This window comes from Novosphingobium sp. PASSN1 (genome assembly GCF_002278815.1).
Window position 1 is genome coordinate 502,230 of record NZ_NKIS01000001.1, and the last position, 25,442, is coordinate 527,671.

Sequence of the window (25,442 nt, forward strand, 5' to 3'; positions counted from 1 at the left end):
TTGGTAAATAACGCGTAAAGAAGCCTTAACCGGCCCCCCGGCAGCGCCCCCCGACAGCGCAACCCGATAGCGCCAATGCCACCGATAATGGAACATGGCCAGTATCGAGGCTTGCGCTGCTGCGCGGAGGCCGCAAAGAGGCAGGGCTAAGGAGGAGCATTTGCGCAATCAGACAAGAGATGCACTGCTGCTGGCGATTGGCGGTTTTGCGCTTCTTTCAACAGGGGATTCCCTCGTCAAGACGATGGCAGGGCAGTGGCCGGGGCCAGCCATCGCGTCGCTGCGCTATGTCGTCGGCACGCTGGGGCTCGGCTCCTTGCTGCTCTGGCGCGAGGGGCAGGCGGGCTTTCGCTTTGACCGGCTCGGCTGGCATGCGGTGCGCGGGTTTGGCGTTGCCTTTTCGGCCACGACCTTCTTCACCGCGGTCCAGATCATGCCGTTTGCCGCGGCGACCGCGATTTCCTTCACCAGCCCGATGATCACCGCGCTGCTGGCAGCGCTGCTGCTGGGAGAGCCGCTGCGGCGCGAGACATGGATCGCCAGCATCGCCGCCTTTGCCGGGGTGATCGTGGTGCTGCGGCCCAATTTCGCCGCCATTGGCCCGGCGGCTGTGCTGCCGATGTTTGCCGCGCTTGGCATGGCGCTGCTGATGATCGGCAACCGGGCGGTGCAGGGGCGCGGCTCCGCGCTCGCCATGCAGGTCAACGTGGCGATCTTCGCTACGCTGTTCCTGCTATTGTTCACCGTGGTCGGCCATTTCAGCGGCGTTGCCATGCTTCATGTCGGCGTGCCATCGTGGAGCGTGGTCGGGCGTAGCGCGATGATCGCGGTGACCGGCAGCGGCGCCCATGCATTGATCTACATGGCGACGTCACGCGCGGGCGCAGGGACCATCGCGCCGATGACCTACTTCCAGCTGATCATGGCCGGCTTCTATGGCTGGCTGCTGTTCCACGAGCACCCGGACCTCACCGCGCTCGGCGGGGCCGCCATCATCATTGCCGCCGGGCTTTACTTGTGGCGCGCGGGCCGCGTGATCGACGAGCCGCAGGGCACCGATTAAAGCAGATCGAGCAGCGGCTTCAGGCTGTCCAGCAGCACCGAAGGCCGGTCGCGCTCTGGCAGTTCCGCGCTTTTCGCCATGATCCCCGTCGCCATGCCGACCGACAGCGCGCCGACGGCATTGGCCATGCGCATTTCGAGCGCCGGATCATCGCCGACGACGACCATCTGCTTCGCCGCGCTCTTGGGCAAGCCCATCAGCAGGCGCGCGGTATCGAACGCCACGCGCGAGGGCTTGCCGAGGATGCGCGGGCGTTTGCCCGTCATGGCCGTCAGCATCGCGTTGATCGGATAGCTTGCCCCGATGGCGCGGCCATTGGCGGTGGCGAAGAACGGCACGTTGCTGGCGGTGAGCAACCTAGCGCCCTTCCAGAGGGAATCGCAGGCCGCTTCCAGCGCGGGAAAATCGAACTCGCGGAACCATCCGGTATAGACCGCCTCGACGCCCTCGGCCTCGTCGGACGGGCCGACGACATCGAGCCCGGCATCATCCAGGGGCGCGCGGCAACCGGGATTGCCCAGCACGCGCACTTTGCCGATTCCGCTGCGCTTCAGCCAATCGGCGGTGGACGACGAAGGCGTCAGCATCTGGCCGTCTTCCACCGGGAACCCGGCCTTGCGCAGCGAAGCGGCATACGCCGCAGGCGGCTTGGCGGTGCCATTGGTGAAGACCACGAAAGGCGTGCCGCGCGCCTTCAGCGCCTCCAGCACGGCGATGGCATGAGGCAGGGCATTGTGCCCGCCGCTCTGCGCATCGCCCAGCGCGATGGTGCCGTCCATATCGAAGATGTAACCGGCCGCGTCCTTGAGGCGCGCGGCGTATTCGGGGGAAATGCTCACAGACCGGCTCCGGCATGAAGGGCGAGGCGGAACGATCCGCGCTCGATGACAAGGTCGCGCGCGGTGGGCTTGGCGGCCAGCTTGCGCAGCAGTGCGATGACCGGCGCGGCCTCGGGCGTATAAGTGGCGCGCGAGGGGCCTGCGCTGAGCATCGCATCGACTTGTTCGGGCGGCATGACTGCGCGCAGGAGGAACTCCTCGTCGGGCATGGCATGGCCGAACTGGCGGCGCAGATCGCCAAGCGCGGGGAAGGTCGGCTCGTTCTCGAGCTCCCGCGCGCGCGGGCGGTCCATGATCGCGGCCAGCACATCCTTGTCGATGGGCGAGGTCGGCTTGCCGAACTTGCCGAGGCAGTAGCGGATCACCTGATCGGAGACTTGCGCATAGCGCCGGTCGCTGATCACGTTGAACAGCGCCTGGCTCATGACCATCTGCGGGAAGGGCGTGACCATGATCGGATAGCCCAGCTCGGCGCGGACCTGCTCGGTCTCGGCGATGACGGCGGGCAGGCGGTCCGACAGGCCCAGCTCATCGAGCTGGCGCGCGGGCGTCGTCATCACGCCGCCCGCAATCTGGTGGCGCAGGAAGCTGGCGTCGAAGTTCTGCGGCCTGCCGAACGGCAGGTTTTCCGCGAGCGCGGTGCGGTTCCAGTACGAAGTCAGCTTCGCCAGCGCCGCGCGGTCGATCTCGACCGTGTGGCCCGCTTCCTCAAGGTTCGCGAGCATGCGGTTTGCCTCGGGCAGCGACGAGCCGTCGCCGGCCGCACCGATGCCGACGTGGATCGCCGAAATGCCCAGCTTGGCCGCCTCAAGGCTGGAGAGCATGCCCTGGCCGATGGTGGTGTGGGCGTGGATTTCAAGCGGGCGGCCTCCGATGGCGGCGCGCACGGCGGGCACCAGCGTGCGCACCCGGTCGAGCGAGAGCAGGCCTGAGGGATCCTTGATATAGAACAGGTCGATATCCGGGCTTTGCCCTACCGCGCGGGCGAAATCGGCGTAGAACTGGTCGGTGTGAAATTCGGAGAGCGTGAAGGTGAGCGCGCACATCACTTCCGCGTCGCCCTCTTCCTTCACGAGGCGCGCGGCTTCGACCACGGCGGGCACTTCGTGCATCGGATCGAGCAGGACGAAACGCCCGACGCCGTTCACTTGCAGCGCGCGGTAGACGAGGCGCATGAACTCCGGGTCCGCTTGCTGCCAGGCGATGAAGCGCAGGCCCGTCGTGATGAACTGCAAGGGCGTGGTCGGCATCGCTGCCGCCATGCGCCGCAGGCGCTCCCACGGGTTGTTCTGGAAATAGCGCACCGCGACCGCCATGTGGCTTGACGAGGTGAAGTCTATCGCGCGGAAACCGCAGGCTTCGGTGAGAGCTGCGGCTTGCAGCATATGCGCGGTGTTGAGCCCGGTGGCGCCCCACAGGCTCTGGTTGCCATCGCGCATGGTCACGTCGACCAGCCTGAGCGTGCTCATGCAGAAAGTCCTGTCAGAAATCCGGTGTCCACGCCGCCTGCGGCAAAGCGCGGATCGGCGGCGATGCGGGCGTGGAGCCCGGCGGTGGTGGGCACGCCTTCAATCGCGATGCGTGCCAGTGCGGACTGGAGCCGGGCAACGGCTTCTTCCCGCGTGGGCGCATGGACGATCAGCTTGCCCAATAGCGAATCGTAGAACGGCGGCACTTCGCCCCCCGCCGCGATATGGGTATCGACGCGGATGCCGGGGCCGGCGGGCCATGCCGCGCGCAAAATCCGGCCGGGTGCGGGGCGGAAATCGGCCTCCGGGTCTTCGGCATTTATGCGCACTTCGATGGCGTGGCCCACCGGGCGCACCATCGCCTGCGTCAGAGTCAGCGCCTTGCCCGATGCCACCAGCAATTGCTGCTCCACCAGATCGACCCCGGTAATCGCTTCAGTTACGGGATGCTCGACCTGAATGCGCGCGTTGAGTTCGAGGAAATAGAACGAGAAATCGGTCGCATCGACGAGGAACTCGGCCGTCCCCGCGCCGCGATAGCCGATGTGGCGGGCAAGGCGCACGGCAGCCTCCTCGATTCCCGCACGCGCTTCTGCGGGCATGGCCGGGGCAGGGGCCTCCTCCACCAGCTTCTGGAAACGGCGCTGGATCGAGCAATCGCGCGTGCCGAGGTGGATCGCGTGCGTGCCATCGCCCAGCAATTGCACTTCGACATGACGGCCTTTTGCCACGAACCTCTCGACATAGACCGCGCTGTTGCCGAAGGCGGCCTGCGCTTCGGCCTGCGCCATATCGAGCACGGCATCGAGGTCTTCGGCGCGGTCGACGCGGCGCATGCCCTTGCCGCCGCCGCCTGCCACCGCTTTCAGCAGCAGCGGATAGCCTATCTCGGCGGCGCGGGCGTGGACCGCCGCGCGCGTGGCTGCCTCACCGCCGGGGAGGACGGGAAGGCCCGCCTCCAGTGCCAGCGCGCGGGCGGCAAGCTTGTCGCCCATGCCTTCCAGCGTGGTGATATCGGGGCCGACGAAGCGGATCCCAGCTTCGGCCACAGCCCGCGCGAAAGCGGCGTTTTCGGAAAGGAAGCCGTAGCCCGGATGTACCGCATCGCACTTCGCGGAAACCATCGCCGCCACAACCGCGTCGATGGCGAGGTAGCTCTGCGAGGAGGGGCCCGGGCCGAGCAGCACGGTTTCGTCCGCCATCAGCGCGGGGAGCGAGGCGGCGTCGGCGCTGGAAACGCCGAGCACGGTGGTGATCCCCATCGCTTTGGCGGTGCGGATCACGCGCAGCGCGATTTCGCCGCGATTGGCTATGAACAGTCGGCGGATCATGGGTGTCTGCCTTTGCGCTCAGGCGAGCCGGATCAGGGGCTGGCCCTTGGCGACCATGGTGGCGTTGGGAGCGAGGACTTCGGCCACGGTGCCCGCGCGCCCGGCGTGGACGGGGTTCATCAGCTTCATCGTCTCGACAATGCCGACGACCGTCTCCGGGCCGACTTCATCGCCCACGGCCACGAAGGGCGGCGCGCCCGGTTGCGGCGCGTGGTAGAAAGTGCCGGGCAGCGGCGCGGGCACGGCGTCGGGATCGGCGCTGTGCTCGGCCTCGGCGGCTGCGGCGGCTTCAGGGGCGCTGCCCGCCCATTGCCATTCCTGCGTCAACCCCGCCGCCTCGCCATCGCCGCGCGCGAGGCGCAGTCGGTAGCGGCGGGTGGACAAGTCCAGTTCGCGGTAGGGCGATGCCTCGATGATCGCCGCAATCTCGGCGATGTCTTCGGCAGTCAACGGCAGGTCTTCGTTCATGGGTCTGTCCGGTCAGGCCTTGGCGGCCGCCAGCATCTCGCGCGAGGCGGCGATGATGGCGTCCGAGAAGGCAGTGTCGTTGAAATGGGCGTCGATGGCCGTCACCGGGACGTCTGCGGGCATGACGGCGCGCAGATATTCGGCAAACGGCGGCGGCACGCTGGGGTCCATCAGGTGCCCGGCGGGGCTGTCGTGGTTGGAGAAGCCGTGCAGCGGGGTGAACAGGCGCACCGGGCCTTTCGCATCGCGCACATTGGCGGCGAGGTGGTCGGCCAGCTTCTTGAGGTCTTCGAACGTGGTGCGGACAGCGGTCAGCTGCGGGTTGTGTTCGTGATAGCGGCGGCCGGGAAACTGGACGCGCGAGACTTCGATCGGACCACCGATGATGAAGTCCGCGTTGCCGGGCGCGAGGATCGTCGGCACGCCCTTGAGCAGGGCGGCACGGCCCCGGTCCGGGCCGGTATCGGCAAGCCCGCCGAAGATATGGTCAAGGATTTCGGTCTGCGAGAGATCGAGCACGAGAGCCACGTTCTTGCCCGCCGCGAGGCCATCGAGCGTCGGCCCGCCCGCACCGGAGGAGTGGAACACCATGACTTCGCAGCCATCGCTCTCCAGCGCCTCGCGGATGCGCTTGACGCTCGCCTCGGTGGTGCCGAGCGTGGTGATGAGCACCAGCGGCTTTTCGGCGGCGGCTGTGGGATCATAGCCCTTCGCCATGCCCGCCACCGCGTTGGCGGCGTTGCGGAACACGTCGCGGCTGATCGAATTGAGGCCGGAGATGTCGGTCACCGCGTTCATCATCGCGATGTCCTGCACGCCCATGTACGGCTTGGTGAAACCGGAGGCCATGGTCGAGACGATCAGGCGCGGCAGGCCAAAGGGGAAGCTCTGCATCAGCGCGCCCGCCAGCGCCGAACCCATCGAGCCGCCGACCGCGAGAATGCCGGAAATCGGATCCCGCGCGTGCCATGCGTGGGCCGCAGCAATCGAGCCGCGGATCATCGCGTCTTGGCACTTGCCTTCGTGGCCCAGCGCGCGGACCTGTTCGATGGTCATGCCGGCAGCAGCGGCCACATCCTCAGGGGAAATTTCCGCGCCGCCCACCGTGCGCCGCACGCTCGGATCAAGGTGAACGACCCGGACGCCAGCGGCTTCCAGCACAGCCCGCACGAAGCGCGCTTCTTCTTCCTTGGTATCCTGCGTCACGATTAACATGACGCTTGGGCTTGTGGTTTCGGCCATGGCTATCCTCTTTTCCTTTGTTGCATGAGTGCGACATCCCGGTTGACTTTGCACGGTGCTATGCGCAGGGCGCGTTGCATAAGGTGAAACCCACGGGCGTGCCGGTTTGCACCGTACCGTGAAAGCAGCACCGGGAAGAGACGATGCTGGAACGCAAGGTGAAGACAGTGCGCGCGTTGGAGCGCGGGCTCGATGTGCTGATTGAAGTGCAGGCGCGCCGCGCGGTGAGCCTTCACGAGCTGCATCAGGCGCTGCAGTTGCCCAAGGCGACCCTGCTGCGCATGTTGCTCACGCTCGGACGCAAAGGGCTAGTCTGGCAGCGCCTCGCGGACGGAGCCTATCTGCCGCATATCGGTGCTGCTGCCCGCGGAACCGGCAGCGCAGTGGAACATATCGCCGAAATCGCCTCGCCCTACATGAAGGCGCTTTCCACCAAAGTCGCATGGCCTTCGGTGCTCGGCGTGCCGCGGCTCGATCACATGGAAATCCTTGAGACCAACAGCCCGCTGTTCCGGCTCGATTCCGCCATTCTCGGCCCCGTGGGGGTCAAGCTTTCCTATATCCACACCGCCACCGGCCGGGCCTATCTCGCGGCGTGTGACGAAAACGAGCGCGAGGCGATCATCGCGCGCCTGCGCCCCAAGGACGCCGCGCCGGGAAGCGAAGACGACTTGCGCACGATCCTGGCCGAAACGCGTGAGCGCGGCTTTGCCTTGCGCGAACCGCTCCATCCCTGGCCCGACCGTTCCAAGCAGCTCGTGCTGCGCGATGGGCGGCGTTCGATGGCCGTCGCGATCGTGGCGAACGGTGCGCCGGTCGCCACGATCAACCTGACCTGGCCGGCCAAGCGCGGCACCGACGAGGCCGTGATGCACCGCCACCTTGAGGCCTTGCAGCAGACGGCGCAAGCCATTGGCCGGGCGGTGGCGGATCAATCGGGCAGCGCGCCGGTTCGCTGAGGCCACTGTCATCGCGTGGATATTCCACCTTGTGAAATCCGTTTGTGTTACTGATTAAATTGGCGGCTTCCTGTGCGACTATCACATCAACGATAGTGGGAGGATTGAAGCATGCGGCAGTGGGTGATCCGGGCAGGCGCGTCATCTTTGGACGACATGGCCTTGCACGATGCGCCCGAGCCGCAGGTGGGGCGGGGCGAAGTGCTGGTGCGCGTGCGCGCCTGCTCGCTCAATTTCCGCGACCAGATCATCCCGCAGGGCCTCTACATGGGCGGTACCGTTGCGGTGGATACCGTGCCGCTGTCCGATGGTGCGGGCGAAGTCGTTGCGGTCGGGGCAGGGGTAACTTCGGTCAAGCCGGGAGACCGCGTTGCCGGAACCTTCTTCCAGAACTGGATCGATGGCCCGCCCAACCCCGGTGCCGGCCCCGCATTGGGTGCGCCGCCCGCGCCCGGCATGTTGCAGGATCTCGTCGTGCTGCCCGAGCACGGCGTGGTGCCGTTGGCGCAAAGCCTCTCGTTCGAAGAAGCGGCCTGCCTGCCGTGCGCCGGTGTCACCGCATGGAACGCGCTGATGGAGGGCCCCCATCCGGTTGTCGCAGGCGAAAGCGTGCTGGTGCTGGGCACGGGCGGCGTTTCGCTGCTGGCGCTGCAGATCGCGAAAGCAGCGGGCGCGCAGGTCATCGCCACCAGTTCCTCAGATGAAAAGCTGGCGCGGGTTGTCGCGCTGGGTGCCGACAAGACGATCAATTATCGCACCGTTCCCGCATGGGGCGCGGCGGCTGCCGATCTGGCGGGCGGCGGGGTCGATCATGTGGTCGAAGTTGGCGGCGCGGGCACGCTCAAGCAGAGCATCGCCGCCGTCGGCTTCAATGGCGAGATCGCGCTGATCGGCGTGCTGACGCGCGAAGGCGATACCAATCCGCATCCGCTGATGTTCAAGGGCGGCAGCATCCGCGGCATCTTCGTCGGCTCACGCGCGCTGGCGAGCCGGCTGAATGCCTTCATCGACGCGCACGGCATCAAGCCGGTGATCGACCGCACGTTCGCCATGGAGGATGCACTGGAAGCCTATCGCTACCAATCATCCAGCGCGCTGTTCGGCAAGGTGGTGATTACGCTCTGACAGCGTGGCCGCGAGGCCGCGCCGCTAACTCCCAGCTGCAAAAGCGGCGGGCATTCGGGAAGGGGAATACCGGGAATGGTACAGTCTTTGGGCTTTGGACAACGCATCGGCGGCGTGGTGCAGACCGCGTTCGTCGTTGCCGACATCCATGCTGCCATCTCCCACTTCCAGCGCGATTGCGGGGCGGGGCCGTTCTTCCTGCTCGATCACTTTCTGGGTGAGGGGCAAGTCTATCGCGGCGCAGCTTCGCAGGCCGATGTGGCGATCGCGATGGGCTTTGCCGGGCACATGCAGATCGAACTGATCCAGCCATTGGATGAGCACCCTTCCGTGTACCGCGAGACGATCGCGCAGCGCGGCTATGGTTTCCACCACTTCGGCATTGCGTTCACCGATGTCGACGCAGCGCTGCCCGGCTATCTGGGGCGGGGCCATACGCTGGCCTTCCGCGCGCCCGTGCCGACGGGTGGCTCTGTAGTGTATCTCGAGAGCGCCGATCCGGCCGCGCCTGGCTTTCTGGAGCTGATCCCCGCGACCGAAGGCATGAACACGCTGTTCACCGCGCAGTGGCAGGCGGCGCAAGATTGGGACGGGCAGACCGATCCCGTGAGGTCGTTCCTGTGAGCGGGGCTTCGCTGACGTCCAGCGTGGACGCATCGCAGCGCGCCAGCGGCGGCTATCAGGCCTGGGTGGTTGCGCTGCTCAGCCTCAACTTCGGCATCCTGTTCTTTGATCGCAACGCGCTCAATTTCCTGATGCCGTTCGTGCAGCCGGATCTGCACCTTTCGAACACGCAAGTCGGCATGTTCAGCTCGGCGCTTTCGCTGACCTGGGCGCTGTCGGGGCTGGCGGTCGGGCGGATTTCCGACAAGCTGGGATCGCGCAAGCCGGTGGTGGTCGTGGCAACGCTCGCGTTTTGCCTGTGTTCTTTCGCCTCGGGCCTTGCATCCTCCTTTTTCATGCTGCTCGGCGCGCGCCTCCTGATGGGCGCGGCGGAAGGCGGGGTCATGCCCGTCAGCCATTCGATGATCGTCAGCGAAGTCGCGCCCGAACGGCGCGGCATGGCGATGGGCGTGGCGCAGAACCTGGGGTCGAACCTGCTGGGTTCCGGCCTTGCGCCGTTGCTGCTGGTGCCTGTGGCGGCCGCCTATGGCTGGCGCGAGGGGTTCTATCTTGCTGCAGCACCGGGCCTCATTACCGCCGCGCTGATCTGGTTCACCTTGCGCGAACCGCCTGCCGAAGCGCACGATGAAGCCCAGCCCAAGGTGCCGCTGTCCGAAGCCTTCCGCCACCGCAACGTGGTGCTCTGCGCGATCATTTCGGTGCTGCTCGTCTCTTACCTCGTGGTGTGCTGGGCGTTCATGCCGCTCTACCTCACCACCGTGCGCGGCTTCTCGCCCGAAACGATGGGCTGGCTGATGGCAACGCTGGGGCTTTCGGCAGGCCTTGGCAGTTTTGTCGTACCCGCGATTTCGGACGCCATCGGCCGCCGTCCGGTGATGATCGGCTTTGCCTTCCTCGGCGTGATCCTGCCGCTGGGCGGGCTGTACTACACCGGTTCGACCTGGGTGCTGGCGGCGATCTTCTTCTTCGGGTGGGGGCTCAACGGCCTGTTCCCGATGTTCATGGCGACGATCCCTTCGGAATCGGTCGATCCGCGCCTGACCGCGACGCTGACCGGCGTGGTGATGGGCACGGGCGAAGTGCTGGGCGGCGTGCTCAGCCCGTTCCTCGCAGGGGCGCTGGCCGATGTCTACGGCTTGTCTGCGGCGCTGTGGCTGATGCTCGTCTTGTGCATCCTGGCCGGGATCTGCGCGCTTGGCCTTGTTGAATCCGCGCCGCGTGTCGTCGCGCGCCGCATGCCTGCTCCCGCCTGACCCTCGCTGCAAAAGGACGCGCCCGCCATGACCGCAGTGCAGAAGTTTGCCACCGACGGAATTGCTCCTCCCGAGCGCCTCGCGTTCTGGAACTCGCTGGTCGACCGCGTCTATAGCGGCACTTATGTGAAGAGCCCGAACGACGAGTTCAGCGGCGAGATGTGGACCTGGCAGGTCGGCGATCTTGCGATGATTCGCCCGCGCTCCACCGCCTCGTTCGTTGGGCGCGATCCACGCTACACCGATGACGAGCGCCTGATCCTTCACCTCCAGTGCCGCGGCTCCAGTATCCATAAGCAGAGCGGCACCGAGACCACGCTGGGTGCGGGCGATTTCATCATTGCCTCGCCGCACGAGGCCTATGCCATCGACCTTGCCGCGCACGAACTGCTGGTGGTCGAGTTTCCGCGCGCGCCGCTGGCGGAACGCTTTCCGGGTATCGATGATGCCTTGCGCCAGCGGATGAGCGGCTCCACGCCGGGTGCCCGCGTGTTCCATGATTTCCTGCTCTCGCTGTGGCGGCAAAGCCAGCAGGGGCTTGCCGATGACGATTGGCAGGACGGGGTCAGCCAGGTGTTCTATGATCTCGTCGCGCTGGCCATGCGCGGGGCCTCCAAGCCTGATGCACCTGCACAGGACAGCGCGCTGCGCCGCCGCGTGCTGGGTATCGTCGAAGCGCAGCTTGCCGATCGGGGGTTGCGCACGCTCAGCCTCGCGAACACCTGCAATGCTTCTGTCCGCACGATCCAGAACATGTTTGCCGCCATGGGCACCACGCCCAGCGCCTATATCCTGGAACGCCGGCTTGCCCGCGCGGCGGAGCGGCTCGTTTCAGCGCAGGGGGCCAGCATTACCGAAGTGGCCTTCGAGCTTGGCTTCAACGACAGCGCCTATTTCGCGCGCGCCTTCCGGCAGCGGTTTGGCATTTCACCACGTGAATGGCGCAGAAAATAGGTCGATTTGCGCATGAGTCCTGATCTGCTTGCGCTCCAGTGCAAGCCGGTCAGTCCGAAGCGGTTTACGAATTCGAATGCGCATGTCCCGCCGCCAGGGGGCGAAGGGACAGTGACATCAGTTTAGGGAGAGCAACATGAGACGAACAACGGTATCACTTGCCGTGCTCGCAGCGGCGCTGGCCACCCCGGCCTTCGCGCAGAGCGCACCGCAAGCCCAGGCAGAAGCTGCCCCCGAAGGCGGCATCGCGGAAATCGTCGTGACCGCGCAGAAGCGGTCGGAAAACGTGCAGGATGTGCCTATCGCGATCACGGCGTTCACCGCCGATACGCTGCAGGAACGGTCCGTCACCAGCGTCGCCCAGCTTTCGAACATCGCGCCCAACGTCACGCTTGATGCTGGTACGCCGTTCTCGGGTTCGACCGCGGTGCTTTCAGCCTATATCCGCGGCATCGGCGCCAACGACTTCGCCTTCAACATCGATCCGGGCGTGGGCATCTACCTTGACGGCGTGTACCTCGCCCGTTCGGTCGGTGCGAACCAGGACTTGCCCGACGTCGAGCGCATCGAAGTGCTCAAGGGCCCGCAGGGCACGCTGTTCGGCCGCAACACCATCGGCGGCGCGATCTCGATCGTCACGCACGATCCGGGCAAGGAATTCCGCTTTGTCGGCGATGTCACGGTCGGCCGCTACAGCCTGATCCAGACGCGCGGTACGGTCGACCTGCCGCTCGCCGATGGGCTGGGCGCTTCGGTCAGCTTCTCGACCAAGAACCGCAACGGCTACCTGAAGCGCATCGCCTTTCCGGGCGCGGGTAACTTCGCCTCGACCAACATCCAGAACTACAAAGCAGCGGGCTTTGGCAACATCGGGCTTGGCACCGAGGGCGGTGATGACAACTGGAACCTGCGCGGCAAGCTGAAGTACGATAGCGGCGCGTTCACCGCGACGCTTTCAGGCGACTACACCAATGTCGACCAGAGCCAGATCGCCAACCGGCTGATCGCGACGACCCCTGCGGTCTTCGCGGGCACCTACAACTGCGCGATTGCAGCTTCGTCCACCGATTGCGGCGGCGGCCCGCCCGCGTTCGCCTATATCGGCGGCATTGGCGGCCAGAGCTCGATCTTCGACAATCCGACCGTCTTCGGCGTGAATGTCGATGCCGATCCGCGCAACGACCGGCTGCCTTATGACAACCGGTTCGTGACCAACGATATCGACACGAGCTATGCCAACGGCAACAACTACTCGAAGTTGAAGTCCTACGGCGGCTCGCTCACGATGGCCTACGACCTGTCGGACAACGTCACGTTGAAGTCGATCACCGGCTACCGCGAACTGCACTGGAACGTGGGCACCGATCTTGACGGGTCGCCGCTCAACTTCCTCCACACCAGCTTCACCACGGATCAGTGGCAGTTCAGCCAGGAAGTGCAGCTGCTCGGCAACGCGATGGACAAGAAGCTCAACTACGTGCTGGGCGCCTACTACTTCAAGGAAGCGGGCAACCTGCATGACTACGTGACGTTTGCCGAAGGCCTGCTGCAGGTCGATGGTCCGAACGATCTTGCCACCAAGAACTATGCGTTCTTCGGCCAGGTTGACTACAAGTTCAACGACATGTTCGGCATCACCGTCGGCGGCCGTTACACGCACGAGGACAAGGAATTCGAAGGCTTCCAGTCGGACGCCAACGGCCTTACCTACAAGATCCTCAACTTCCTCGCCGGGATCGATGCGGGCCCGCCGGCCTGCGCCAACATCAACCCGATCAGCGATGCCTGCCGCATTGCCGCCGGGTTCCCCAATGCGGGGCAGCCGCTGCGGTATTACGTTGCCGGAACGCAGCACAAGAAGTTCAACAACTTCGCTCCGAAGGTGGGTCTGCAGTTCCACCCGAACGACGACGTGATGGTCTATGCCAGCTGGTCGAAGGGCTACAAGACTGGCGGCTGGACGACCCGCCTGTCCAACCCGCTGCCCTATGCTCCGGGCTTCGGCGAGGAAAAGGCGACCACGTATGAACTGGGTGTCAAGTCGACCCTGATCGATCGCCGCCTCCAGCTCAATGCCGCTGTATTCCAGACCGACTACAAGGGCATCCAGCTGAACTTCCAGCAGGGCGTTTCGCCGACCATCCAGAACGCGGGCGATGCCAAGATCAAGGGCTTCGAAGTCGAGCTGACCGCGGCACCGGTTGATGGCCTCACCATCACCGGCTCCATCGGGCACCTCGATGCCAAGTACACCTCGGTTCTCGCGCCAGCGCAGGTTGCGGCGAACCCCTTCCAGGCCGGTGTGTTCCCGGGTGCGGATCTGCCCAAGACGCCGAAGTGGAAGTTCAACATCAGCCCGCGTTACGAGGCGAAGTTCCAGAACGGCGGCAAGCTGATCTTCATCGCCGACTACACGCACTCGTCGTCGCTGTGGAACGATACCGAGCGGGCTTATCTGCTGCAGCGTCCGGGCGTGGACATGCTGAACGGCTCGATGACCTACAAGGAACCCGGCGATCACTGGGATCTGACGGTGGGTATGACCAACATCACCGATACGCGTTATCTGGTGACCGGTCAGGCTCAGATTGCCGGTGGCCAGATCTACGGCACCTACAGCCGTCCGCGCGAGTGGTACGCCAAGCTCGGCCTGCGGTTCTGATCGCTGCCTAACAGGGGGCGGGTGCCAACGGCACCCGCCCTTCTGCCACGAGGAGAGAGACATGCCTGAAACCGCCCATTCCGAATTCTGGAAAGGCATCAAGCCTGTCGACAAGGTGTTCCGGGAGGGCAGCCTTCCTGAAGTCTACTTGTCGAAGATTGCCGAGGGCGATGAACGCTACTGGGTGCCGATCAGCGAGACGGTGAGTTCCAAGCCCGTCTGGATCAGCCCGACCAAGAACATGTGGGCCGATGTGCTGATGTCGAAATCGGCGGGTCTGGTGAACCGCCATTATCACCCGCACCCGATCTGGGCCTACACGATCAGCGGCAAGTGGGCTTACCTCGAGCATGACTGGACCGCGACTGCGGGCGATTTTGTCTATGAAACGCCGGGCGAGAGCCACACGCTCGTCTGCTATGAACACGAAGACCCGATGAAGGTGTTCTTCGTCGTATCCGGCCCGCTGATGTGGCTGGACGATGATGGCAATACCACCGGGCATTTCGATGTGTTTGACTACATCAAGAACGCGCGCGAACATTACGACCGGGTCGGCATCGGTGCCGACTATGTCGATACGCTTATCCGTTGATCGGGATCCGCTGAAGGAGCGCCTCCATGAATGCAATGACTGCCCCGCCTTCTTCCAAGAAGGAAATCGTTGATGTCGGTTTCGCCCATCGCGACCTCGTCGCGCGGCTGAGCCCCGGCGGGCGCTATATCGATGCGCAGACCGACGTTGACAGCCCGTGGGTGCCCTTCGGCGACAATGCTGCGATCAAGCACCTCGCGTTCGATGTGCGGCAGGGCATTTTCTCGAACATCCTGTGGGTGAAGAGCCCGGGCACGATCGGTACGCACCTCCACCGCGGCACCATCGTGATGGTCTGCATCGAGGGCAGCGTGCGCTATCTGGAGTATGATTGGACCGCATCACCTGGCGGCTTGATCCTCGAAGTGCCGGGCGAAAGCCACACTTTGGTGACCGAGCATCCCGAAGGCGTCAAGCTGTTCGGCTGGATGCAGGGGCCGATCGAGTTCTACGATGACGCGGGCGCGTTCGTCGAAACCACGGACGTCTGGTGGTTCATCAACCACTACGAGACGTACTGCCGGGAAAACAACTTGCCCATCAATCCCAAGCTCTACCTCTAAAGGGACCGCCAAGATGGCTACCATGACTGCCCCGCCGTCCGGGGCCTACAAGATCGTCGATGTGCCCGAGCTTTACGGCGCGCTGATCAAGTCCAAGGGCATTGAAGGCACCTATGTCGGCGCGTCCGAGGCCGAAAGCCCGTGGGTGCCGTTCGGCGACAACGCCGCGATCCGGCATCTGGCATTCGACGTGCGCGACAACGTCTATGTCAACATCCTGTGGATCAAGGGCCCGGGCGTGATCGGCACGCACAAGCACCGCGGCCGCGTCTGGGCGATCGGGCTCGAAGGCTCGTTCCGCTATCTGGAATACGACTGGGTGTGCAAGCCGGGTGAATTCATCACGGAAACGCCGGGCACTGCGCACACGCTCGTGACGGATGATCCCAACGGCATGAAGGCGCTGTTCCACATGCAGGGCGCCAACGAGTTCTTCGACGAGAATGGCAATCATGTCGAAACGCTCGATGTGTGGTGGTTCATGAACCACTACGAGACCTATTGCCGGGAAAACAACATCCCGATCAACAAGCAGCTCTACCTGTAAGGGAGCCGCCGAGATGAGCGCTGCTGGGGTCCCCAAACTCGGCCCGGAGCCGGTTGGCACGTACCTGCGTAACACGTGGTACGTCGCGGGCTGGGCCTCTGATCTGGGAGAAACGCCCCAGCAGCGCGTCTTCCTGGAAGAGCCCGTTGCGCTGTTTCGCGATGGGGAGGGCAAGGCAAACGCCGTGTCGGGCCGCTGCCCGCACCGCTTTGCGCCGCTGGGGCAAGGCTCGGTGGTGGATGGTGCGCTGATGTGCCCCTATCATGGCCTGCGCTTTGACGGCACCGGGGCCTGCGTTCACAACCCGCACCCCGGCGGCCAACTCCCCGAAAGCAAGCTGGGCGTCTATCCGCTGGAAGAGCGCCATGCCTTGCTGTGGATCTGGATGGGTGAGGCGGACAAGGCCGATCCGGCCCTTATCCCGGACTTCAGCTGGCTGTCCGATCCCAAGTGGGAAGCCGTGCGCGGAGCGACGGTCGCGGAAGGGCATTACGAGCTCTACAGCGACAATATCCTTGACCTGAGCCACGCGAACTTCGTCCACCCTGCGCTGGTGGCGGCGGCTTTCACCGAAGGGGAGCGCAAGTTCTGGCAGGACGGGGAGACAGTCCACGCCGAATACATCCGCCTCGATGATTACCTCTCCGAGGGTATCGGCGGGATGCTCGGGCGGATCGGCATCAAGCAGGACTTCTACGGCTGGGTCATCTGGCATGCCCCCGCCGTGCTCTATTTCGACTTCCGCGCCGGGCCTCCGGGTACGCCGCGCGAAGAGTGTACGCTGCTCCCCTCGCTGCACGCCTTCACGCCCGAAACGCCGGATACCACCCACTACTTCTGGGCTACGGCGCGCGATTTCGCGCTGGGGGATGTGGAGTTCACCGCCGGGATGCGCGGCGCGCTCGAATTCGCGTTCGAGCAGGAAGACATGCCGCTGATCCGCGACAGCCACCGGTTGATGCGTGGGGCCGACTTCTGGGAGCTGCGCCCACTCATCCTGAACGGCGATGGAGGCGGGGTGCGCGCGCGCCGCATGCTGCAACGCCTCATAGACCGCGAACGACAAGCGCAAGCAGCCGAATAAAGCTGCCGCGACGGAGAGGATAACAACAATGGCAATTCTGGACCGCTTTGACATCAAGGGCCGCTCTGCGCTCGTCACCGGCGCGGCCTCGGGCATCGGCCTCGCTTATGCCGAAGCCATGGCGGAAGCCGGGGCGATGGTGACGCTGACTGATATCGACGGCGAAGGGGCCGAGCGCGAAGCGGCCCGCCTGAATGAAGCCGGATACGAAGTGCGCTTCGACCGGCTCGATGTCTCGGACTTCGATGCCGTAGCTGCCGTGTTCGATGCCCATGCCAAGGCCTATGGCGGGCTGGATATCGCCTTCGCCAATGCCGGTATCGATACCGGCGAGGGCTTCTGGAATCCGGCCGGACACCGCAATCCCGCAGGCCAGGTCGATACCTATGATCCCAAGCGCTGGGACAAGTCGATTTCGGTCAATCTCTCGGGCGTGTTCTACACCGTGAGCAACGCTGTGCGCGTGATGAAACAGCCCGGCCGCGCCAATGGCCGCAGCGGTGGTTCGATCATCTGCACCGCCTCCAACGCAGGCCTCGTGACGGAACCCATCGTCGGCCTGCCCTATATGCCGGCCAAGGCAGGCGTGCTGCACATGGTGCGGGCGCTGGGGCTGGAATTGGCCGAGTTCCGCATCCGCATCAACGCCATCGCGCCGGGGCCGTTCGTGACAAACATCGGCGGAGGCTGGCTCAAGAAGGATCCCGTTGCGCGCAAGGCATGGGACGCCATTGTGCCGCTGGGCGCAGTGGCGGAAACCGAACAGCTGAAGCCGCTAGCATTGCTGCTCGCCTCCGATGCTTCGGACTACATGACTGGAAGCCACGTCGTGATCGACGGCGGTATGATGCTGGGGAAATATCAATGAAGCACATCTTCATCATCGTGGCGGGCCTTGCTCTCGCGGGGACGGCCCACGCGGCGCAGAAGCTGGGGGATGTGCAGGCACAGCGCAGCCCTGAGCAGGTCTATGCAGCGGTCTGCGGCTATTGCCACGGCAAGAACGTCGGCCCGGTGATCCGGGGCAGGGCGCTTCCCGCCAGCGCGGTCGAATACATCGTCCGCCACGGCCAGAACGCAATGCCCGCCTTCCGCCCGACCGAGGTTACCCCCACCGAACTCAAGGCTCTGGCCGATTGGGTCGAGAAGAGCAGCGCCGACACGAAGGAACACGGCCAATGACAGCCCCAAATTCCATACCGACTCTCGATCGCCGTTCGCTCCTTGGAGGTGCCGCTGCGGGAGCCGCCGCTGTCGGCCTCGGCACGGGCGCCACGGCCAAGGCCGTCCTCGCCCCCGGCGTGAAGAAGCGCGATTTTGCCGGTGCGGTTGCCGCGATGCGCAAGGTTGTGGGCGATGAATGGGTCTTTGCCGATCCCGAAGCGGTTTCGCCGTGGAAGAAGTCCTACACCCCCGATCCCTATGCCAAGCACGTCCCCGTCGGCGCGGTCTGCCCGGAAACCGTGGAGCACGTGCAGGCCATCGTTAAGATCGCCAACCAGTTCCGCCAGCCGATCTGGCCGGTCTCCACCGGCAAGAACATGGGCTATGGGATGACGACCACCGCCGCGCCCGGCCAGATGATCCTCGATCTGAAGCGCATGAACCGCATCATCTCGGTCGATCCGGAGCTGTGCACCGCGCTGGTCGAGCCGGGCGTGACCTATCGCCAGCTCAAGGACTATCTGACCGAAAACAACATCCCGCTGTGGATCGACGTACCCACGGTTGGCCCCATCGCCAGCCCGGTGGGCAACACGCTCGATCGCGGGGTGGGCTACACGCCCTATGGCGAGCACTTCATGGTCCAGTGCGGCATGGAAGTCGTCCTCGCGGACGGCGAAATCCTGCGCACCGGCATGGGCTCCACCAAGAATCCGTCCGCCTGGCAGGCGTTCAAGTGGGGCTACGGGCCGTATCTCGATGGCCTGTTCACCCAGTCGAACTTCGGCGTGGTGACCAAGATGGGCATGTGGCTGATGCCCGCACCGCCAGTCTACAAGCCCTTCGTCATCCGCCACAAGAAGATGGAGGACGTCGCCCGCATCGTGGAAGCCATGCGCCCGCTGCGCATTGCCAATATCGTGCCCAACGTGGTGCTGATGATGGGCGCTGCCTATCAGCTGGCCATGTTCAAGCGGCGCGGCGAGGTGTGGGATCAGCCGACGCCGATTACCGACGAGGCCGTAGCCAAGGCGGCTGAGGCCAACAACCTCGGCATGTGGAACACCTACATCGCGCTCTATGGCACTGAAGGCATGATCGCCGAAAGCGAGAAGATCATCCGCGCCGCCTTTGCTGCCATCGACGGTGAAGTGCTGACGCAGGAAGAAGTGGGCGACAACCCGTGGTTCCACCACCACGCCACGCTGATGCAAGGCGGCCTCAACCTCGACGAGATCGGCCTTGCGCGCTGGCGCGGAAACGGCGGCGGCCTTGCGTGGTTTGCCCCCGTCGCGCCAGCCAAGGGCAGCGAGACGCAGGGACAGGTGGAACTGGCCAAGCAGATTCTGGGTAAGCACGGGTTCGATTATACCGCCGCCTTCGCGATCGGCAGCCGCGAACTCCACCACATCATCGCACTGCTCTACGACAAGTCTGACGCCGCCGAGGAAAAGCGCGCCGACGATTGCTACCGCGAACTGGTGACGGGTTTCGGCGAGCGGGGCTGGGCGAGCTACCGCACCGGCGTCCACGCTATGGACCTCGTGGCGGAGCAGTTCGGCACGGTGAACCGCGCGTTCAATGCCAAGCTGAAAGACGCGCTTGATCCCAACCACATCCTTGCCCCCGGCAAGTCAGGCATTCTGTGATGATCAGGAAAACGCTTCTGGCGCTGGCGGGCGCTTTGCTCGCCACCACGGCGCAGGCGCAGGACGCTGCAAGTTCTCGGCCGCTCACGGTGGAAACCCTGCGCACCAGCGAGGGTTCGCTGTTTGCCAATATCGCGCTGATCAAGGGCGATAAGGATGCGGTGCTGGTGGATGCACCGTTCACCCGCGCCGATGCCCACCGCGTTGTCGCGATGGTGCTCGATAGCGGCAAGCGGCTGACCACGGTGTTCATCACGCACGATCATCCCGATCACTTCTTCGCGATGGAAGTGCTGCAGGATGCCTTTCCCGATGCAAAGATCGTCGCGCATCCGGTGGTTGCCGCCGATATCTGGCGCTCGCTGCCGTTCAAGGTGAAACGCTGGTATCCGGTGCTGGGCATGAACGCGCCGCGCCATCCCACCGCGCCCGCCGCGCTCGAGGGCGATACGATCCTGCTCGAAGGCAAGGAACTGAAGGTGCTCGGTCCTGTGCAGGGCGATCACGTCCACGCCACTGCACTCTGGGCACCTTCAATCAAGGCGCTGTTTCCGGGCGATCTGGTCTACAACCAGATGTACCTGTGGATGGGCGAGCATGATGCGGCTGCCATCGCGGCATGGGGCAAGGCCAACGACAGCTTCATCGCGCTGAAGCCCGAGATCGTCGTGGCCGGGCACGACAAGCCGGGTATGCAAAGCGATGCCTCCGGCCTCGAGTTCACGCGGCGCTATATCGCCGAGTGGCCGAAGCTGGTCGCGGCATCGAAGGATAGCGCCGATCTGCGCGCGCGCGTGCAGAAGGCCTTCCCCGATGCCGTCGACGTGCTTGGTGATTTCCTGCTCGGCAATTCATCCAAGGTCGCAAAAGGGGAGCAGCCCGCATGGCAGGAATGAGCTTCGAGGACAAAGCCGTCCTCGTCACCGGCGGGGCAACTGGCATTGGCCGCGCGGCCTGCGTGGCTTTTGCGGGTGCAGGGGCCAAGGTGATCATCGGCGACATCGACCCGCGTGCGGAAGAAACGGTCGCGATCATCAAGCAGGCGGGCGGGGAGGCTTCCTTCTGCCAAGCCAACGTGACCGATCCGGCAGCGATGGATGCGCTCGTCGCGGCTTGTGTGCAGCGCTATGGCCGGATGGACGCGGCGTTCAACAACGCCGGCGTTCTCCCGCCGCAGCGCCCGATCCATGAAGTGACGGCAGAGGAAATGAACCTCGCCATCGACGTCGACTTCAAGGGCGTATTCTTCGCGATGCAGGCGGAAATCCGGCACTTCCTGAAAGTGGGCGGCGGGGCCATCGTCAACACGGCCTCTGTCGGCGCGCTGATCGCGGACCCGAACATGAGCGTCTACTGCGCGATGAAGCATGCCGTTTCGGGCCTGACCAAGGCGGCAGCGGTGGAATATGCGCAGCAGAACATCCGCGTGAACGCCATCGCGCCGGGCTTCGTGGTCACCCCGATGACGCAGCACTGGGCCGACGATCCGAACTTCCGCGCCGCGTTCTTCGCCGGGAACATCAGCGGCCGTGCTGCGCAGCCGGAGGAAATTGCGGGCACCGTGCTGCACCTGTGTTCGGATGCAGCCAGCTTCATCAATGGCGCGACTATCGCCATCGATGGCGGCCAGACCGCGCACTAAGCCGGCGCACTGAGGAGCAACGCCCATGCGCGCCGCCGTGATGCAAGGCCTGCACAAGCCGCTGGCCATCGAGACCGTGCCCGATCCTGTGCCCGGCGTGGGCGAAGTCGTCGTCAAGGTTGGCCGCTGCGGCATTTGCGGCTCTGACCTGCACATGACCAAGGACGCGGCCTATGGGCAGGGCGCAGGTTCGATCCTTGGCCATGAGTTCGCGGGCGAAGTCATCGAACTGGGCAAGGACGTTGAAGGCCTTGCCAAGGGCGATCTCGTCGCCGTCAGCCCGCTGAAAAGTTGCGGGTCTTGTCCCGCCTGCCTCGCCGGCAATGTCTCGTGGTGCGACAAGTTCGGCCTGCAAGGCGGCGGCTATGCCGAATATGCTCTGACGATGCCCAACCAGTGCGTGAAGCTGCCGAAATCCGCCAGCCTTGCCGATGGCGCCATCATCGAGCCGCTGGCCGTGGCGCTCCACGGCGTGGCGATGGCGGGCATGCGCATTGGCGACAAGGTGTTGATCCTCGGTGCTGGCCCCATCGGGCTTGCCGCGGCCTTCTGGGCGCGCCGCATGGGGGCAGGGCGCGTTGTGGTGCAGGATGTCGCCACCTGGCAGCAGGAGCGCGCACTCGCCATGGGCGCGCACGATTTCGTCGCGGACCGGGAAGACCCGCTGGGCGCGGCGGAGCGCGCGCTGGCCGGCAAGGCCGACGTGGTATTCGAATGCGTTGGCCTGCCCGGCCTGATCGCGCAAGCGGTCGAACAAGTGCGGGCGCGGGGCAGCATCGTGCTGCTGGGCCTGTGTACCGTGCCCGATACATTCAACAGCTTTGCCATGCTTTCGAAGGAAGTGCGGCTCATCACCTCGGCGTTCTTCACCGCGCACGAATATCACGCCGCGCTGGATGCGCTGGACCGGGGGGCGGCCGAGCCGCGCCTACTGGTCACTGAAACCATCCCGCTGGACCGCACCCCCACCGTGTTCGAGGCGCTGCGCCGCCGCACCGAGCAATGCAAGGTGCTGATCGCGCCCGGTGCCTGAACCAACACATGAGGATAGCCCGATGAACCTCGCTACCACGATCCCGACCAACACCATCGAGCGTGCGGTATTCGAATGCATGAACCCGACCGAGGCGCTCTACAACGCCACGAAGAACCCGCTGCACCGCGCGATCCTGCTCAACTTCTGGCGCCACGTGCACCTCGAAGGCGCGGGGCTCTATGATGATATCACCGCCAGCGACATGATGGTCGATCACCCGGTCTACCGCGTGACCTGGGGGGCAAATCCCGCCGTGATCGAGGGCAAGGAAGGCGTGAAGGCTTTCTACAACAGCGTGGGGCAGGCGGTGCTGTGGCACTCGGACGACCGGCTTGCGGTGAACGACTGGGGCATCTGCGACGAGATAACCTTCCACCAGCTCGCCAAAGGGGCAGATCTTGCGGCGATGGGCTATGACGCGCCCAAGGCCGACGCGCTCTATCATGTCTCGAGCCGTCAGGCCTTCATCTGGCCCTATGACGACACGGCGCGGCTGGCGGGCGAGCACCTTTACGAAGACCCGACGAGCGTGAAGCTCGAAGAAGTCGCGGGCGACGAGGCCACCACGCCTGCCGCCATTCAGGCGATCCACAAGGCCAAGCTGGCCGAACTGGAAGCGCGCTTCGGCCCGCGCTACTGGGTCTACGGGGCCTGAAAAACAGGGGCTGAGGACAAGGGACATGCCGATGCGCACCTTCCACGACAAGCGCGCCATCGTCACCGGCGGGGCGAGCGGAATTGGCTTTGGCATCGTCAAGGCGCTGGCGCGGCGCGGGGCGTTTGTCGTCATCGCCGATCTCAGGCCCGATCATATCGACCGGGCGCTAGCGGACGTGCGCGAGGCGGGGCTTGCCAGCAGCGTGGCAGCGCTCACCCTCGACGTGACCGACCGCGCCGCCTTTGCCGCTGTGGCCGAGCGGCTCGATATCGAACTCGGCGGGATCGACATTCTGGTGAACAACGCCGGGGTCGGCGTGGAAGGGCCGGTGCTGGAAGCAGGCTACGCTGATTGGGACTATGGCCTTGGCGTCAATCTGGGCGGGGTGATCAATGGCCTGCAAAGCTTCCTGCCGCGCATGATCGCGCATGGACGCGGGGGGCATGTCGTCAATGTCTCGTCACTCGCCGCTGCGGTTCGCATGCCATCGAACTTCGCGATCTATGCGGCGGGCAAGGCGGCGGTGCTCAACTTGTCGGAAAACCTGCGCGAAGAACTGGCGGGCAAGGGCATCGGCATGTCGGTGCTGTGCCCGGCGTTCGTGCGCTCCAACATCCACGAAGCCGCGCTCAACCGCCCTGCGCACTTGCGCGAAGGCAGCGGGTTTGGCGCGAGCGAGGCGACCTTGCTTGAGCGCCCGCCCGGCGATGACTGGATGGACCCGGAAACGGTAGGAGAGATCGTGGCGGACGGCATACTTGCGGACCGGCTCCATATCGTGACCCACGGCGAATTCCGCGACAAGATGCGCGAGCGCAACGAGACGCTGATGGATGCGGTGCCAGAGGCTGCCTTTCAGTATTGAAGCAGCATGACATTTGATGGGATCGTCGGCCCGTGCTTGACACGGGCCTTGGCTTTTCGTGTTCGGCACCGCGCCAGAAGAATAGCCCGGCCCCGTGTCAAGCACGGGGCGACGGAGAGCTAAGGTTTTGCCTCGCGACTAGCCCGGCTTGTCTTCGCGCACGCGCAGCATCGCCAGCGCCGCGGCTACCATCACCACTGCGCCGACCAGCATTGTCCACTTGGGTTCGGCGGGGAAGAAGCTGCGGATGACGCCGCCCATGATCGTCGCGACCATCAGCTGCGGCACGACGATGAACACGTTGAACACGCCGATATAGATGCCGAACTTGTGCGGCGGCAGTACGCGCGTGAGGATCACGTAAGGCATGGCGAGGATCGACGCCCATGCGATCCCGATGAACACCATCGGCGCCAGAAGCAGCCACGGATCGCGCAGCAAGAGGATCAGCAGGAACCCCGCCGCGCCGCCCAGCAGGCAGACCATGTGCGTGCGCGCATTGCCGATCCGCCTCGCCAGCACCGGCAGCAGGAAAGCTGCCAGCGCGGCGACGCCGTTGTAGAAGGCGAACATCACGCCGACCCAGTCCGCACCCGCATTGTAGGCCGCGCCGGTCGTATCGGCCGCGCCGAAGACATACTGCGTCACGACCGGTGTGGTGTAGATCCACAGGATGAACAGCGCGGTCCATGTGAAGAACTGGGCCAGCGCCAATTGCCGCATCTGCGCAGGCATCTGGGCCAGATCGCTCATGATTTCGGCCAGCGCGCCCTTTGCCCGGAGCGCGCGCAGTACGATCTGCGCGAGGCCGAACGCCACAAGCCCGCCGCCCAGCACATAGAGTTGCTTGTCGAGGTCCATTTCGGCAACCAGCGCCAGCAGCCCTGCGCCGAGCGCTAGCCAGTATGGCCCGCGCGCCGAATAGACGAGGGGCTGCGCTGCGCCGGCCTCTGGCTGGCCAGCGCCGAACGCGGCCATTTCCTCGGGGCTGTATTCGCGCACGGTGAAGGCGGTCCATGCCACGGCCAGCACCATCGCCGCCGCGCCTATGAAAAAGCTGAGCCGCACCGAATCCGGCACCACGCCCTCTGGCGCGGTGTTCGCTATGCCCAGATACGTGAACAGCGCGGGAAGCAGGCTGCCGATCACCGCGCCCGCACCGATGAACCACGTTTGCAGCGCAAAGCCCTTGGCGCGCTGGTCGTCCGGCGTCATGTCGCCCACGAAAGCGCGGAACGGCTCCATCGCGATGTTGAGCGAGGCATCGAGCAGCCACAGGAACCCCGCCGCCAGCATCAGCGCGCCCGCTTGCGGCAGGCCCAGCAGTGCCAGCGCTGCCAGCACTGCGCCCGCCACGAAATAGGGCCGCCGCCGCCCGAAACAGCCCCATGTCCGGTCCGAATAGTGCCCGATCAGCGGCTGCACGATGAGACCCGTGACCGGCCCGGCGATCCACAGGAACGCCAGATCATCGACACTGCTGCCGAGCGACTGGAAAATGCGGCTGACATTGGCGTTCTGCAGCGCGAACGCGAGCTGGATGCCGAAGAAGCCGAAGCTCACGTTCCACAGTCCCCCAAAGGACTGCTGCGGTTTCTGGCGGGTGGTCACGTGCTTTCGGCTCCCCGTGCGCCCGCCATGCAGGTGCAT

Annotated in this window: 25 protein-coding genes; 19 read left to right on the forward strand and 6 right to left on the reverse strand. The window is 65.0% G+C overall.

What is annotated here, in order from left to right:
* Nucleotides 1–160: 160 nt before the first annotated feature.
* Nucleotides 161–1,063 carry a DMT family transporter gene (locus CFE35_RS02270; protein ID WP_292927497.1) on the forward strand — a complete coding sequence of 301 codons (903 nt, stop codon included), beginning with the start codon at nt 161–163 and terminating at the stop codon, nt 1,061–1,063.
* Here the strand turns inward: CFE35_RS02270 and CFE35_RS02275 are convergent.
* Genes CFE35_RS02275 through CFE35_RS02295 form a run of 5 tightly spaced genes read right to left on the reverse strand, consistent with a single transcriptional unit; the run spans nt 1,060 to nt 6,412 of the window.
* The gene (locus tag CFE35_RS02275; protein ID WP_292927499.1) at nt 1,060–1,902 is read right to left on the reverse strand and encodes an HAD hydrolase-like protein; all 843 of its coding nucleotides are present in this window, start codon (nt 1,900–1,902) and stop codon (nt 1,060–1,062) included. The two genes, CFE35_RS02270 and CFE35_RS02275, sit on opposite strands and share 4 nt — an antisense overlap.
* Entirely contained in the window at nt 1,899–3,371 is a 1,473-nt protein-coding gene (locus tag CFE35_RS02280; protein WP_292927501.1) for a biotin carboxyl carrier protein, read from the reverse strand. The genes CFE35_RS02275 and CFE35_RS02280 overlap by 4 nt, the downstream gene beginning before the upstream one ends.
* On the reverse strand, nt 3,368–4,702 hold the full coding sequence (locus CFE35_RS02285) for a biotin carboxylase N-terminal domain-containing protein (protein ID WP_292927503.1): 1,335 nt from the start codon (nt 4,700–4,702) through the stop codon (nt 3,368–3,370). Before CFE35_RS02285 ends, CFE35_RS02280 begins: the two co-directional genes overlap by 4 nt.
* 18 nt (nt 4,703–4,720) lie before the next feature.
* A complete protein-coding gene (locus CFE35_RS02290) occupies nt 4,721–5,170 on the reverse strand; it encodes a biotin/lipoyl-containing protein (RefSeq protein WP_292927505.1) in 450 nt (149 codons plus the stop codon).
* 12 nt (nt 5,171–5,182) lie between these two features.
* Nucleotides 5,183–6,412 carry a Tm-1-like ATP-binding domain-containing protein gene (locus CFE35_RS02295; protein WP_292927507.1) on the reverse strand — a complete coding sequence of 410 codons (1,230 nt, stop codon included), beginning with the start codon at nt 6,410–6,412 and terminating at the stop codon, nt 5,183–5,185.
* Nucleotides 6,413–6,555: 143 nt separating this feature from the next.
* Here CFE35_RS02295 and CFE35_RS02300 point away from each other — a divergent pair, with 143 nt between their 5' ends.
* From CFE35_RS02300 to CFE35_RS02385, 18 genes are all read left to right on the forward strand, one after another.
* A complete protein-coding gene (locus tag CFE35_RS02300) occupies nt 6,556–7,371 on the forward strand; it encodes an IclR family transcriptional regulator C-terminal domain-containing protein (protein ID WP_292927509.1) in 816 nt (271 codons plus the stop codon).
* Between the two features lie 111 nt (nt 7,372–7,482).
* The gene (locus tag CFE35_RS02305) at nt 7,483–8,496 is read left to right on the forward strand and encodes an NAD(P)-dependent alcohol dehydrogenase (RefSeq protein WP_292927511.1); all 1,014 of its coding nucleotides are present in this window, start codon (nt 7,483–7,485) and stop codon (nt 8,494–8,496) included.
* Between the two features lie 75 nt (nt 8,497–8,571).
* Entirely contained in the window at nt 8,572–9,120 is a 549-nt protein-coding gene (locus CFE35_RS02310) for a VOC family protein (protein WP_292927513.1), read from the forward strand.
* Nucleotides 9,117–10,373 (forward strand): MFS transporter, encoded by a 1,257-nt coding sequence (locus tag CFE35_RS02315; RefSeq protein WP_292927515.1) that lies wholly within the window; start codon nt 9,117–9,119, stop codon nt 10,371–10,373. Before CFE35_RS02310 ends, CFE35_RS02315 begins: the two co-directional genes overlap by 4 nt.
* A gap of 27 nt (nt 10,374–10,400) precedes the next feature.
* Complete coding sequence (locus tag CFE35_RS02320; RefSeq protein ID WP_292927517.1) at nt 10,401–11,327, forward strand: helix-turn-helix domain-containing protein; 927 nt, start codon at nt 10,401–10,403, stop codon at nt 11,325–11,327.
* 136 nt (nt 11,328–11,463) lie between these two features.
* Nucleotides 11,464–13,989: a TonB-dependent receptor gene (locus CFE35_RS02325; protein WP_292927519.1), complete on the forward strand. Its 2,526-nt coding sequence runs from the start codon at nt 11,464–11,466 to the stop codon at nt 13,987–13,989.
* Nucleotides 13,990–14,050: 61 nt separating this feature from the next.
* Nucleotides 14,051–14,584, forward strand: coding sequence for a 2,4'-dihydroxyacetophenone dioxygenase family protein (locus CFE35_RS02330; protein WP_292927521.1), 534 nt, complete (start codon nt 14,051–14,053; stop codon nt 14,582–14,584).
* A gap of 26 nt (nt 14,585–14,610) precedes the next feature.
* Nucleotides 14,611–15,147 (forward strand): 2,4'-dihydroxyacetophenone dioxygenase family protein, encoded by a 537-nt coding sequence (locus CFE35_RS02335; RefSeq protein WP_292927523.1) that lies wholly within the window; start codon nt 14,611–14,613, stop codon nt 15,145–15,147.
* Nucleotides 15,148–15,160: 13 nt separating this feature from the next.
* The gene (locus CFE35_RS02340; RefSeq protein ID WP_292927525.1) at nt 15,161–15,694 is read left to right on the forward strand and encodes a 2,4'-dihydroxyacetophenone dioxygenase family protein; all 534 of its coding nucleotides are present in this window, start codon (nt 15,161–15,163) and stop codon (nt 15,692–15,694) included.
* Nucleotides 15,695–15,707: 13 nt separating this feature from the next.
* Complete coding sequence (locus tag CFE35_RS02345) at nt 15,708–16,778, forward strand: aromatic ring-hydroxylating dioxygenase subunit alpha (protein ID WP_292927527.1); 1,071 nt, start codon at nt 15,708–15,710, stop codon at nt 16,776–16,778.
* 28 nt (nt 16,779–16,806) lie between these two features.
* Nucleotides 16,807–17,646 carry an SDR family NAD(P)-dependent oxidoreductase gene (locus tag CFE35_RS02350; protein WP_292927529.1) on the forward strand — a complete coding sequence of 280 codons (840 nt, stop codon included), beginning with the start codon at nt 16,807–16,809 and terminating at the stop codon, nt 17,644–17,646.
* Entirely contained in the window at nt 17,643–17,960 is a 318-nt protein-coding gene (locus CFE35_RS02355) for a cytochrome c (protein WP_292927531.1), read from the forward strand. Before CFE35_RS02350 ends, CFE35_RS02355 begins: the two co-directional genes overlap by 4 nt.
* Entirely contained in the window at nt 17,957–19,591 is a 1,635-nt protein-coding gene (locus CFE35_RS02360) for an FAD-binding oxidoreductase (RefSeq protein WP_292927533.1), read from the forward strand. Before CFE35_RS02355 ends, CFE35_RS02360 begins: the two co-directional genes overlap by 4 nt.
* Entirely contained in the window at nt 19,591–20,487 is an 897-nt protein-coding gene (locus tag CFE35_RS02365) for an MBL fold metallo-hydrolase (RefSeq protein ID WP_292927535.1), read from the forward strand. Before CFE35_RS02360 ends, CFE35_RS02365 begins: the two co-directional genes overlap by 1 nt.
* Nucleotides 20,475–21,233: a glucose 1-dehydrogenase gene (locus CFE35_RS02370; RefSeq protein WP_292927537.1), complete on the forward strand. Its 759-nt coding sequence runs from the start codon at nt 20,475–20,477 to the stop codon at nt 21,231–21,233. Before CFE35_RS02365 ends, CFE35_RS02370 begins: the two co-directional genes overlap by 13 nt.
* 25 nt (nt 21,234–21,258) lie before the next feature.
* Entirely contained in the window at nt 21,259–22,266 is a 1,008-nt protein-coding gene (locus CFE35_RS02375; RefSeq protein WP_292927539.1) for an alcohol dehydrogenase catalytic domain-containing protein, read from the forward strand.
* Nucleotides 22,267–22,288: 22 nt separating this feature from the next.
* Nucleotides 22,289–22,924 (forward strand): hypothetical protein, encoded by a 636-nt coding sequence (locus tag CFE35_RS02380; RefSeq protein ID WP_292927541.1) that lies wholly within the window; start codon nt 22,289–22,291, stop codon nt 22,922–22,924.
* A gap of 25 nt (nt 22,925–22,949) precedes the next feature.
* A complete protein-coding gene (locus CFE35_RS02385; RefSeq protein ID WP_292927543.1) occupies nt 22,950–23,792 on the forward strand; it encodes an SDR family NAD(P)-dependent oxidoreductase in 843 nt (280 codons plus the stop codon).
* A 138-nt stretch (nt 23,793–23,930) separates the two neighbouring features.
* On the opposite strand, the gene CFE35_RS02390 is transcribed toward CFE35_RS02385, so the two are convergent.
* The gene (locus CFE35_RS02390) at nt 23,931–25,442 is read right to left on the reverse strand and encodes an MFS transporter (protein WP_292927545.1); all 1,512 of its coding nucleotides are present in this window, start codon (nt 25,440–25,442) and stop codon (nt 23,931–23,933) included.